The sequence below is a fragment of the Paenibacillus sp. 01T431 genome, assembly GCF_056398625.1.
The window spans coordinates 218,324-231,176 of record NZ_JBFTPT010000012.1 but is presented as its reverse complement, the minus strand read 5'-3'; the positions used below and the strand labels follow the sequence as shown (position 1 = coordinate 231,176).

The following is a 12,853-nucleotide window of genomic DNA, read 5'->3' as shown; positions in this document are numbered from 1 at the left end:
CTATTTGAGATGAATAAATAATCAACTTATTATTCCTTTTATTTAGCCTTTAAAAAATAAAAAAAGCCGCCCTTAGGCAGGGCGGCTGCTCTTGCTTATTTCAAACCCCATAATGCTGGCACATTCGATGGTTCCCAGCCAGCTAATGACGTATGAGGCTGAATACAATAATAGGTTTTGCCTCCGTAAGTAACGAGGTCGTTTGCTTTGTAGCTTACATTAGGTGCCCAAGCACTTACCGTTCCACCGTTTGCATCAGTCGTAGCGGCAACTGATGTGCCGCTCGAAACATTGCCCGCGGCATCTTTCGCTACTACAGTAAATGTATAAGCCGTACTTGCAGCAAGACCGTTAATTGTTGTGCTCGTTCCCGTGACGTTCACGTTGGTAGAACCATAAGTCACGGTATAACCGGTTACGCCAACGTTGTCAGTAGATGCTGTCCATGAAAGACTGACGCTGGAGGATGTTTTGCCTGTGACTTGAAGATTCGTTGGCGCTGTTGGCGAGGTTGTATCACCCGCAGCTGGATTCGTCGTTACTGGAAGTGCATTGCTCGCTCCCGATATATTCCCAGCTGCATCCTTCGCTGTTACAGTAAACGTATAGGCTGTATTAGCAGCAAGACCGCTAATTGTCGTGCTTGTTCCCGTGACGTTTACGCTTGTAGAACCATAAGTTAAGGTATAGCCCGTCACGCCAACGTTGTCAGTGGATGCGTTCCATGAAAGACTTACGCTGGATGAAGTTTTGCCTGTGACTTGAAGATTCGTTGGCGCTGTTGGCGGGGTTGTGTCTCCCGCAAGTGGATTCGTCGTTACCGAAAGCGCATTGCTCGCTCCCGAAATATTTCCAGCCGCATCCTTCGCTTTCACAGTAAACGTATAGGCTGTATTAGCAGCAAGCCCACTAATTGTCGTGCTCGTTCCTGTGACGTTTACGCTTGTAGAACCATAAGTCACGGTATAACCCGTCACGCCAACGTTGTCAGTGGACGCACCCCAAGCCAATGTTACACTATTTGATGTTTTTGCAGTGGATTGAAGGTTGCCCGGTACCGATGGCGCAATGATATCTGCACTACCGGATCCTGCCAAATCGCTCGCCAGCTTGTTTAATAGAACTTTGTTTCGGTCACCGCTAAACTCCCAGAACATGGCACCGCCAAGCCCTTTGCTTTGAATGAAGGCTGTCTTGTGCCCGAGTGATTCTGTATCATCGTAGGAGATAAAAGTACGTTTTGCAGCGTTGTATAAGTAAGGTACCTTCGCTGTATCATTCCAATACCGTGTGTAGCCGTTTTTATTAATGTAGTTGTTTTCGAGATCTGTATAATCAAATAACCCCGCTTCCCATGTACCCGCAGGCACGCCAGAGCAGCTTTGATACTGCCCATTACCGGTCGCTGCGCAATTGGCCCAGCCCCGACCATAGAAAGGTACTCCCAATACAATTTTACTTGCTGGAACACCGGCATCCAAGTGCCCTTGCACGCCAGACGCACTGTTATATGTCGCTGCGTTTGGAACACCCGCCGCTGCTGCTGCAGGATCATAATTCAGCGGAGCATTGTGGGCGCTTACGGTTTGCCAGCCACCGTTGAAATCATATGTCATAATGTTGATCCAATCGACAATCGCAGCAATATTACCTAGCTCGGTATTTTGTGCATACGTCGGACTTGCACCTGATGCTATCGTCAGCAAATAGGTTTTACCATCCGCCGCACCCGCAGCATTAAGCTTCTCGCGAATCTTCTGAAGCAGCAGCGTATAGTTTTGCTTATCAGCAGCCCTCACGCTATTGCCAGCTAACCCTCCGCTCACCGGATATTCCCAGTCGAGATCAACGCCATCGAATTGATATTTTCGCAGGAAGTCTACTGCTGAATTAGCGAATGTCTCCCTTGTGGCCATACTGGCCGCAACATCAGAGAATCGGTTCGACCAACTCCATCCGCCGACGGAAATAATTGTTTTTAAATGAGGATTAGCTTGCTTCTGCTTAATAAGCTGCCCAATATTTCCCTTTATCGGCTTATCCCACGTATCCCCAGGGAACGCTTTTCCTGTGTCGATCCAAGGATCGCCTAATACGATTGTCCCATTTGGCACATTAATCGTACCAACTTCGTCCTGACAAGCCCATGTCACGGGATTAGGCCCTGTCGGATCTGAATTTCCGTGAATGCCATTCCAACAAATATCTGCAAACGCATAGTTAATATGAGTCACCTTGCTAACATCCATATCCATGACATTGTAATTTCTGCCATAGGCACCCCAAGAGGGATAATACCCGATTATCTTTGAATTTGAAGCTGCTTCTACCTTCTGTCCACCAAATGCTAGGGAGTAAAACAATGAGAGGATGAGAAACGCAACCAACAGGATAACACTACTTTTTCGTACCGATGCTCCGCCTAGTACCATTTCTTAAATACACCTCTTCCTTCAATTTTGAAATCGCTTTCAATAAGTGAATATCAAATAGACTCCGCCCAGTCACCTCCTAAAGTAAGGATAAAAACAAAGGAAAACCGTCACATCATAGTTCTGCTAAGTCGTTTGAACAAGAGAAAAGAAGATTGCACAAAGAAAATCGGGGGGAAATTGCGGTGTAAAGCGAGTATCTGATATGTTTCTCCCTTTATTGTACGAGGTGTCTCCATAACCAAAAAGAAGGTTGATTATGTTATTAAGGGATAAATATCTCTTATTCTTTGAAAATGGGTTTTAATTTCAACTTCATAGAAAACGGAATCGTTTAATATTATCCTTCTATAGCCATTTGTCCCCTCTGAGCTCGTTATTAGCAAAAGGTATCACAGCACAAAAAAACACGCTAAACTATAGCGTGTTTAACATAAATGCCCTGTGAGGCTTTCGAAAACCTTACCTAGTGAAACGCTTAATACGTTCTATTCAATACTTTTCAATGATTCAATCATATTAATTTGAGAAACTTTTCGCCGAAGCAGTAAATTAGAAAGCGTAGTAAGTAAGAACGCAAGCAGAATAGAAACTAACAAGATCGTTATGTTTAATTTATCTGGGATTTGCTGATGGGGACTCGACAATGCCTGAACAATAATGGTGTAGATATAACCGCTGATCGGTAACGCTACAATGACCGCAAAGGCGGTTAAAATGATATTTTCAGAGAAGATAAGCCGGTTTATTTTATTTTTTTGATAGCCTAATACCTTCAGTGTTGCAAGCTCACGAATCCTTTCATAAATGTTAATGGAAGATATCGTATAAATAGCCCCAAAGGAGAGTATGACCGCACAAATGATAAACATAATGAATACAAAACTATTTTGCCTCAAAATATATTGCGCGGATTTCTTTAGATCATTCTTATCTGCAATGGTGTCTACACGTTGATCCTGCTCAAAGAAATTACGAATGCTTGTCAGATCCGCCGAGCTGTTCGCTTTAACTAAAACCGAGGTTGGGCGATAGTCTATACCTAAACTATTCATATAATCTGGCGTGCTATAAAACGAAGGATTCGAATACTGATTAGATATTTTTAAAACCTTCATGTTCACCGATTTTTGGTTAAGCTCTGGTGCTGTAAATTCCATTTGGATCGTATCGCCTTCAGCTATATGATATTTGTCAGCGTAAGATTTGGGTATTAGCACACCATTGTTTTCTAAACGAATTCTTTTATCATTTTCATCAAAGAAATGAATAAGGTCGTTCTCTTTTTCCGTAACCACTAATGTGGCGTTTTCTTTGACATCCTCTTTTATAAAGGCAACAGGAAAGGTGGATAATCCATGGCTTTTAGTAATATTGGATGGGAGTTTAATCGAATCAGAAGATGTTCCTATCGCATAATCGACTCTCAAATCATAGGTATACACCTCTTCAACTTGATCAGCCACCTTCACCAAAGACATTTGTGTGCCAAATGCAGTGATCAATAAAACAGTGCTTACAACCACACCAACGGAGCTTGCTAGAGCTTTTTGTTTATTTAAAAATATATTTCTCAAAATGAGCTTATGGCTGTAGGAAATACGGCTCCAAATACCCGGAATTTTTTCAATGAGCAGCTTCTTCATCTTCTTTGGCGGTTTAGGACGCATTGCCTGGGCTGCACGTTCATTTAATATCGTTCTGCCACTAAAGTAACATGACAGGATTCCAAAAGCGCTGGAGAAAATAATAGGAGGAATAATAGAAAATAATGAAAGTGTAAATGAAATGTCAGGCATAGAGTAAGCTCTAGCATTCGACGCCGTAATTAATGGAATAAATACAATAGCGGATATGATATAGCCAAGGATAGAACCTATGATGCTTGCCAGCACAGGATACCCCATATAATGAAGCATAATATTTCTGTTTTTTACACCCAATGCTTTCATAATGCCTACTTGGTTTCTTTGTGAATCTATAATTCTCGACATCGTAAGGAACAGAATAATTGCTTCAATCAAAAAGAGAACAAGAGGTATAACCTTACTCATCAATTTATTATTATGTATTGTTTGATTTAATTGAGAGTAATTGAAAGACCGTTCTTTACTTTCTTGGGTTAAATAAGGGAGTTGTTTGGATTGCACCTCAATGGTTTGACCTATTTTTTCAATATCGTAACCCTCTTGAGCCTCAATCATGACTTCATTATAGTAAAAGCCGTCTGCGATTGCAGGAATTGTCTCTTCGCTAATATAAGCGATTCCGCTGGTTTTATGGTCCTGCGTTTCGTTCTTTTTTGTATGTTCAACATTCTCAATCAAGCCGCTAATTGTAAAATTAAAGCTTCTGCCATTGCTGCTAATACTGATTGTGTCACCTAGTTGAAAATGATGTTCTTTGGCATAAGCGGAATCTAATACGATTTCATCCTGTTTTGACGGGACATTGCCAGTAATGATCGTAGGCGTATTTATTTCATTTTTTTCGGGAATTGAATGGATTTTCAAAATCGCTTTATAATCATTAAAAGCTTGCGTGGCATCAAAGCTATACCGTCCTTCTATTTTATGAATACCTGCAATCTCGCTTAGACGAGCCACATCATCGCTTGAAATTTGGCTGTAGTATACATTTAAATCGCTTAAATGATGTTCTTTAAAATAAACCTTCGTATACGCGCCAAGATTGTCGCTCAAAGTTACAAGCCCCGTATAGAAGAAAGCTCCTACTGCGATAACCAAAACAAAAGCTATAAATTGTCCTATAGATTGTTTGACATCCCTTAATGATTTCAGTAATAATTTCATAATTACCACTCAATCCCTTCAACACTTTGTTTTTCCTCATTTATAGTGATGCTCTCTATCATTCCGCTTTTAACCTTTATGACTTTATCAGCCATAGGAGCAATTGCAGAGTTATGTGTGACCACAACAACGCATTTTTTTGTATCTTTGTTCAAATCTTGAAGAAGCTTCAAGACAGACTTGCCCGTTACATAATCCAAAGCTCCGGTGGGCTCATCACAAAGCAATAGTAAAGGGTTTTTGGCAACCGCTCTCGCGATAGCTACTCTTTGCTGTTCCCCTCCAGACAACTGGGAAGGGAAGTTTTTGATTCGGTCTTTTAATCCGACTTTATGTAAAATATCTTTAGCGTCCAAATGGTTTTTACATACTTCCGTCGCAAATTCAACATTCTCCAGCGTGTTTAGATTTGGAATCAAATTATAAAATTGAAATACAAAACCTATCTTCTCACCACGATATTCTGTTAATTTTTTTTCGCCTAATCTTGTGATTTCATGGTCACCAACAAACACTTGACCAGAAGTAGCTGTGTCCATACCGCCAAGTATATTCAAAATTGTACTTTTGCCGGCACCACTTGCGCCTAAAATGACAACGAATTCCCCTTCTGATATGGAAAAATCAACACCAGCTAGCGCCTTAATTGTCACTTCACCTATGTTGTATTCTTTGGTTACATTTTTGAAATCGATTAACTTTTTCACTACCTTCATCTCCTTGTATCCTATTTTTTAGAACATGGTTTGTTGTTTCACCGGTTAACTTATGGAGGCAACGCCCCATTGCTGCACTATTTTTCCATCATATACCATCCAAAAGAAATGACCTTCCCTCGTTCGATGTATTTTGCGATCGGTCTCTAGAAGGAAAACCTCGAATTTAGCTGCTAATTCTGTTGCTCTGTTTGAAAGCAATACGTTCTGAGCAAGAATCAATCTTAAAAAAATAAAGTACAAGAACTCATTTTATTTACATTCAAATGAGTTCTTGTACTTTATTTAGTTGCAGCGTGTAAACTTCTACTTAAAGCTTTGGGCCCATTCAGCAACCCTCCGACTACTTTCTTCTTCTGACAAATCCTCAATCCTAGTCATAATAGACCATCTTACTCCAAAAGGATCCAATATACTTCCGAATCGATCACCTGAAACAAAGTTTATAACCGGTTCCCTTATTTTTGCTCCTCTTGCTACCGCATTTTCAATTGCCTGATCAACATTAATTACATAAATTCCTAAAGAATAACACGCATTGTCTTCATCTGGCGGCAAGACCAATTTATACGCCGGATTCGCTGCTCCCAGCTGCAAAAAACCATTTCCAAAATCTAATTCCGCATGAGCAATTATTTTATTGCCATTTCCATCAGGATATTCAGTAATATCCTTAACTCTTGCATTGAAAACAGTTTTATAAAACTCTATTGCTTCAGAAGGATTCTTCACTGTTATAAATGGGGTAATCGATGTGCAGCCGTTGGGTGTTCCATTCTTTGTATATTTACCTGACACTCCCCTATACTCTCTGCTTTCAGTCATTTTTACTCCTCCTTTAAATGATCATAATCGATCAATTTTATATATTCCGTATTATTCATTTGCAAGTTCTCCTTATTTAACAATTCATCAAGTAATACCAACACTCCATCGGTAATTAATGATTATCATCATTATAAAATAGCTTCACTGACATCTGCTGTCAGTGAAGCTATTAAAGTTGATAATATTCCATTAATTCCGACGTAACAGCAACAAGTTTTTCCTTCAAACTCTGTGGTTCGATTACTTGAATGGATTTCCCGTAGGATAGGAGAAAATAAGGGACATATAGATGAATTGATTTTTCCTCAAGTAAAAAGATTGCTTGATTTGATGACCGCTCTTTCAGATGGTGCCCCAAAAACCAATGCAAGCATAAGTCATCCAATGCCTCTGACCTGCCTCGGATAATTAAAGAAATTAATCCGTCCTTGCCACCTAAATCAGGTAACAGATTTTGCATAAAAAATTCTCGAGCCGAAAAAGCTTCGGAACGCTTAAATAGGATTTGAGTACGCTTGATTTGTAGAATCCGATCTGCCCGAAAGCTGCGGATCTCATTCCTTAAGTGGCAAAATGCAACAGTATACCATTTATTGTTCCAGTAAACCATTCCATAGGGATCTATCACCCTATTCTTGGGTTGTTCTTCATGGCTTGTGCGATAATCAATTTCTACAGAGAATTCGTTTGCTACAGCCTGCTCCAATTCCGCCAATACCGGCTGAATAGAAGGATCTCCCATGCGGTTAATAACTTCAAATCCGGCTAAATGACGGCTAAGTATTCTTTCCTGCTCCTGATTCGAATACATTTTCAATTTTGAAGTCGCATTGCTTAATGCCTCACTCAAAGGGTATCCGGCTTCTTTTGCAAAAACAGCAGCTTGAAGGAGTGCCTTTTTTTCTTCAATATCAAATAGCAGAGGTGCTCTGATAAAATTATTCAGCAAGCTATACCCGCCATTATGACCTGTGTCGGATATTATAGGCACTCCACTGGCACATAGTGCATCAATATACCGATAAACTGTTCGTATATTTATTTCTAGCTTTTCTGATATTTGTTTTGCAGTCATTTTCACGCCCGAATTCAGCATCCATAGAATGGCCAGCATATTATCGTTTTTTGGCATAACTTGAATCCTCGCCTTTTATTAAACCTCAATATTTTATAAATATATCGGAACTCAATCTACTGTCACATCTTACATAAAGGGTAGAATCAGCTCAATTTCTTAATCAGTTTCTCCACTCGCTTTCGTTTTGTATCCTTTTCAATATCGCCCAGTCGTGAGGAAAGCGTCTTTATGAAAAGGGCTTTGTTATTATCGTTAACGATGGCTATTGCATTCTCCGCATACATTGAAAGCTGATTGGTCGGACATTTCTTAAGCTGTTCGATGAGTAATGTGAATGCATGATCCGCATATGGTTTGATCGAACAAAGTTTAATCAGAATATTTACCCCGTGATCTTTGGTGATTACCGAACCTTTATCCGTAATATCAACAATTTTTTCAAGTGCTAAATATATAACTTCCGGATTTTCAAGAGTTATCGCATCTAGTGCTGTCATAGCCCCCCAAACAAGTCGATTGTTTCCATGATCAAGCAATGTTACGAACTCTTTGCTGTACTCAGCAATTAAAGATGGCCTCAGATCTCCTATCTCATAGAGAACTTTAATGCAATCGCTTTGGATGTTCTTGTCATTGTTATGCAAGTTATCAACTAGTTCTATTACAGCTCCCTTATCATCTCGATCTGCAATGTTTTTCGCCAGCTCCTGGTTAGGACCTTCGTCTTTGCGGTTAAGTGACGATGCTAATTTGTCGATTATGGTCATCTGTTTTTCTCCTTCACAATTCTGGCATCTCATTTTTATTATTGGTAGAATCACTTGACTCTCTATTGAACTTGTATCTTATCATTATCTCACTTTGCGGCTCTGAAATACTACTTCCTTATGAGTGAGATACGGCTCTCCACATGTGTCGTTGATGAACTCGCTCTCAGGTAGCCGACTAGCCATTGAAAGAAGCTAATGCATAATTCAATTCCACGTCCTGCCCATCGATATATTTCATCTTAAATGTTTGCTCGTTTATCGGAACCGTGATATCGGGAGTTGCTCCGCCAAATCCGCGTTCATCGCTATCGCCTTGAATCGTTTTGTCTTGATTAAGTGATCGGCCATCCGGGAACCGCAAGATATATCCTTCCGGCATTTTCATCTCTATAGGAGCGGACACGACTCCGAACGAACCGTTCGTGGACGCAAAGCCGATAATCTTGACATTTTGCATTCCTTTTAAGAACAAAGGCAATCCTTCCCCTGAGCTAGCGGTGTTCGAATTAATGAGGACGGCGATTTTCCCTGGAAAATAAATCCGCGAAGGATGAATGGTTCTGGTTTCAGCGCGGTTGATTTCAAAACGTCCCGTATTTCGATTATAGTAACTGACGTATTCATAGATCTTCTTCTCGTTCACAAAATGTCCTGCCATTTGGGCAACAAGATCGTCGTCTCCGCCCGGATTATCCCGCAAATCGATGATGATACCCTTTACGCGTTTCTCTTGAAACTCTTTTAATTGGTCGTCCAGCGCTTGCGCGGGATCGGATTGTGTCGTTCCGGGAAGAAAATATATGATTTTCACGTACCCGTATTCCTTCCGGAGGATCTCGCCTTCTACGGGAGGATCTTCTTTTTTTAGCTTAATTTTCGTTTTCTTCAAGGTCTCATATTGATCATCGTAGGCTGTAAGCGTCGCAATCTTGCTCGCTTCATCATCCCGATTCCGAAATTCAACTTGGATTTCTTTGCCGATTGGAGCTCTTGCCAAGAAACGCCCTTGATTTTGAATCCGATCGCCTTCGGTTGCCGACGGGTTCTCGCTCCATGACGTTTGGTCCAATGCTTCCCGAACGTTTTTCCCGTCCCACGAAATGATTTCGGCTCCGAGCTTGATTCCGCTTTTGTCAGCCGGGCTGTCAGCTAACAGTAAGCTAACCAATACTTTGCCGTTATCCAATTGAACCGCGCTAATTCCAACTCCGCCGCCGACTTCATTTTTAAACGTGTTATTATCGTCGTACAGATGTTCATTCACGATTTCGATATGGCCGTCGCGGAAAGAAAAGAGGTAATCCCTTAAAGTTTTATAGTAGAGATTCGGATCATGGTTGATTTCCGCTTGGAGGAATAGAGGCTCGTATTTCTTTTTCTTTGCCTCCCAATCGATTTTTTTCCAGTCTCCGAAAGGGTATTCGGCGGACAACCTTTCGTTCATCGCGATAAAAGCTTTGGAATAGCTCTTATGGCTTAAATCGCTCACCGGATTGTAACGAACTTCTCCCGCAACGGTTAATGCCAATAGCGTAGGAAGGGTACCAAGGACGCAAACGATAACCATGACAAAGCGAAATTTCGAAGACATCGGCTTAATGGCCGGTTTAAAGACTCTTCTCGCAGTACTTAAGAATAGGATGGCCGTAGAGGAGTAAATCAGCAGAGCCAGTATAGAGGTATCGCCATTCATAAGGCTAATAACCGCAATGATTATACCTACGCTCGGTATAAAATCCAACCAGCGGTTATTTTTGAGAATGGGCCAAGCATACCTCAGCAAGACGAACAAGTTTAGCGCACATAAAATCATTTCCCAGACAGTCAACCATTTTAATGAATCGATAACATCTTGAATAAAGCTCATCGTTTCAATTCCTCCGATCAGTTATATGTGAATCGAACTGAGTGTATTGGAGAAATATGAACGGAGCGTGAACTTATTTGCAAATGGCGGAATCTTTATGCAAGGCAGCGGGAAGCGTCACGGTAAACGTCGTGCCCAGTCCGACGGTGCTCTTCACCTCTATACTTCCGCGATGGAGAGCAACGATTTTGTGGGAGATGGCAAGACCGAGACCATTGCCGCTTCGGTCTTGGGCCCGCGACTTGTCCGCTTTGTAGAAGCGCTCGAAAATAGAGCTTAAATCGTCCGGCGCAATGCCGATCCCGGAATCGCTTATTGCAACAGCAATCTCATGAGGATGAGGCCGGCTGATCGCGATGAGAACTTGACCGGCGCGGGGCGTGAACTTGATGGCATTCCCGAGCAAATTCATCCAAACTTGATTGAGTTGGTCCCGGTCGGCCGTTATTTCGGCGCTGGCTCCCGAAGGGGACTCTATGTCGACGCGAATGCTTTTGGCCGACCACTGGGGCTCGCACGCGACGATTACTCGTCGAATTTGCTCATCTAGTTTATACGATTCCATCTCGAACGGATGATGATCCGATTCGAGGGAAGCGAGCTTCAGCAGATTATCGCTGAGTCTGGATAATCTGTCGCTCTCGGTAACGATAATATCCAAGTATTGGACGCGATCATCCTCCGCAATAACCAGATTGCCATCTTTTAGCGCCTTTGCGAATCCGGAGATGGAAGTTAACGGCGATTGGATTTCATGGGACACGTTTGATACGAAATCCTGTCGCATCCGCTCCAATTGCTTGATTTCCCTAGCCATGTCGTTGATGCTCCGCGAGAGAGTTCCGAGCTCGTCTCCGCGATTGATTTTCAACTCAACCTCGAAGTCCCCTTTGGCCAACCGCTTAGTCGCATCCGTCATCGCTTGAAGAGGCTTCACCAGGTATCTGCCAGCAATGAGAATGCACAAGCTTCCGATCGCAAGCATGAGGAACAGAATAGTGAATAATAATCGGAAGATCGTAATTTCGTTCTTGGAAGAGCTCTGCAAAAATAAAGCATAATGTTTTCCATCGGAAGAAAACGGAAGGCCGACGAACGTACCGTTATCTTTTCCATGCGAACGGTACGGTTCTCCGCGAAGTACCATGCGAACCGATTCCGAGTTAATCGCTCCGACCTTCTTGCCTTTGGTCGGCACATAGGAGTTCATCCCGCCATTGTCGTCATAAAGCTGCAAGGTATAGGAAACCAATTCAGCCATATCATTCATGAACACATCCAAATCCGGAGGATTCGTTTGCTCGTACACGCGTATAATACGATCGCCGGCCGCGATCATATCGTTTTTACCCGTAGCGTTCAGATCATTCTGGAATAGAGCAAGGGCGAGAAGAAGGGATGAGACCAAGCTGATGACAATGGCGGCCAGAAAAGTCAGCACGACGCGAACGTATAACGATTTCATCCCGGATTCACCGCCAGACGATAGCCGACGCTGCGTGCCGTTTCAATGCGAAAATGGCGGACGTCCCCGGCAAAGCGTTCCCGAAGCCGCTTGATATGTACATCGACGGTTCGGTCGTCGCCTTCGTAATCCATGCCCCAAATCTGAGTGATCAGCTGCTCTCTCGTAAATATCTGCCCTGGGTGGCCGGCAAGCATGAACAGCAGCTCGAATTCTTTTAGCGGCAACGCTAATTCCTCTTCTCCCCGCATAACCTTATACGTTTTCCGATTCAGCACGATTTCTCCCAACGGTATGACCTGGGACGAGGCAATACGGGATCGCTTCAGTAACGCTTTAACCCGCATCACAAGCTCAACCGGATCAAACGGCTTCGTCATATAATCGTCGGTCCCGAGCTGGAAGCCTTTTATCTTTTGACCCGATTCGCCCTTGGCTGTTACCATCAGAAGCGGAATGTCGGGATCGCTTTTCCGAATTTCTCTGCACAAATCCCATCCGTCCATTTGCGGCATCATAATGTCGAGGATGACCAGATCGATTCCCGAACCTTTGAAGATAGCATGCGCATCGATGCCGTTGTCCGCCTCTGTCAGATAGAATCCTTCATTCTTCAAATAAAGTCGCATCAAGGCGCGAATGTTAGGATCATCGTCCACGATAAGAATATTGACCATATTAACAATCCTCCACTTGGAAAACGATAGCCTTACGTTTGAATGTTGAACGCTGCAATCCCCAACTTATATCTACTGGACGGACCACGCGGTAGCTTTCGTACACAATCAGAAGCACAATATAAAAAGCAGCCAAAACGAATACAATACGGCTGCTTTAAAAGTATAACATCTTCTGATTGTCTGGAGCTTTAAAACTCAATTTTC

General features: G+C 42.4%; 9 protein-coding genes. All 9 read right to left on the bottom strand.

Annotated features, from left to right (window positions below):
• Nucleotides 1-95 precede the first annotated feature (95 nt).
• Entirely contained in the window at nt 96-2,432 is a 2,337-nt protein-coding gene (locus AC1DM9_RS22190) for a glycosyl hydrolase family 18 protein (protein WP_477582248.1), read from the bottom strand.
• Between the two features lie 488 nt (nt 2,433-2,920).
• Nucleotides 2,921-5,245, bottom strand: coding sequence for an ABC transporter permease (locus AC1DM9_RS22185; protein WP_477582246.1), 2,325 nt, complete (start codon nt 5,243-5,245; stop codon nt 2,921-2,923).
• 2 nt (nt 5,246-5,247) lie between these two features.
• Nucleotides 5,248-5,952, bottom strand: a complete 705-nt coding sequence (locus AC1DM9_RS22180; RefSeq protein ID WP_477582244.1) for an ABC transporter ATP-binding protein — start codon at nt 5,950-5,952, stop codon at nt 5,248-5,250.
• A gap of 315 nt (nt 5,953-6,267) precedes the next feature.
• Nucleotides 6,268-6,786 (bottom strand): VOC family protein, encoded by a 519-nt coding sequence (locus AC1DM9_RS22175; RefSeq protein WP_441879609.1) that lies wholly within the window; start codon nt 6,784-6,786, stop codon nt 6,268-6,270.
• Between the two features lie 172 nt (nt 6,787-6,958).
• Nucleotides 6,959-7,921 (bottom strand): helix-turn-helix transcriptional regulator, encoded by a 963-nt coding sequence (locus tag AC1DM9_RS22170; protein ID WP_477582241.1) that lies wholly within the window; start codon nt 7,919-7,921, stop codon nt 6,959-6,961.
• A gap of 89 nt (nt 7,922-8,010) precedes the next feature.
• Entirely contained in the window at nt 8,011-8,634 is a 624-nt protein-coding gene (locus AC1DM9_RS22165) for a hypothetical protein (protein WP_477582239.1), read from the bottom strand.
• 178 nt (nt 8,635-8,812) lie between these two features.
• On the bottom strand, nt 8,813-10,504 hold the full coding sequence (locus tag AC1DM9_RS22160) for a S41 family peptidase (RefSeq protein WP_477582237.1): 1,692 nt from the start codon (nt 10,502-10,504) through the stop codon (nt 8,813-8,815).
• A gap of 73 nt (nt 10,505-10,577) precedes the next feature.
• On the bottom strand, nt 10,578-11,969 hold the full coding sequence (locus AC1DM9_RS22155) for a sensor histidine kinase (RefSeq protein ID WP_477582235.1): 1,392 nt from the start codon (nt 11,967-11,969) through the stop codon (nt 10,578-10,580).
• Entirely contained in the window at nt 11,966-12,646 is a 681-nt protein-coding gene (locus AC1DM9_RS22150; protein ID WP_477582233.1) for a response regulator transcription factor, read from the bottom strand. Before AC1DM9_RS22150 ends, AC1DM9_RS22155 begins: the two co-directional genes overlap by 4 nt.
• Nucleotides 12,647-12,853 lie beyond the last annotated feature (207 nt).

Excerpts from the sequence above, each read along its gene's own strand:
- AC1DM9_RS22190 (WP_477582248.1), bottom strand. The coding sequence starts at position 2,432 with ATGGTACTAGGCGGAGCATCGGTACGAAAAAGTAGTGTTATCCTGTTG.
- AC1DM9_RS22185 (WP_477582246.1), bottom strand. The coding sequence starts at position 5,245 with ATGAAATTATTACTGAAATCATTAAGGGATGTCAAACAATCTATAGGA.
- AC1DM9_RS22175 (WP_441879609.1), bottom strand. The coding sequence starts at position 6,786 with ATGACTGAAAGCAGAGAGTATAGGGGAGTGTCAGGTAAATATACAAAG.
- AC1DM9_RS22170 (WP_477582241.1), bottom strand. The coding sequence starts at position 7,921 with ATGCCAAAAAACGATAATATGCTGGCCATTCTATGGATGCTGAATTCG.
- AC1DM9_RS22165 (WP_477582239.1), bottom strand. The coding sequence starts at position 8,634 with ATGACCATAATCGACAAATTAGCATCGTCACTTAACCGCAAAGACGAA.
- AC1DM9_RS22160 (WP_477582237.1), bottom strand. The coding sequence starts at position 10,504 with ATGAGCTTTATTCAAGATGTTATCGATTCATTAAAATGGTTGACTGTC.
- AC1DM9_RS22155 (WP_477582235.1), bottom strand. The coding sequence starts at position 11,969 with ATGAAATCGTTATACGTTCGCGTCGTGCTGACTTTTCTGGCCGCCATT.
- AC1DM9_RS22150 (WP_477582233.1), bottom strand. The coding sequence starts at position 12,646 with ATGGTCAATATTCTTATCGTGGACGATGATCCTAACATTCGCGCCTTG.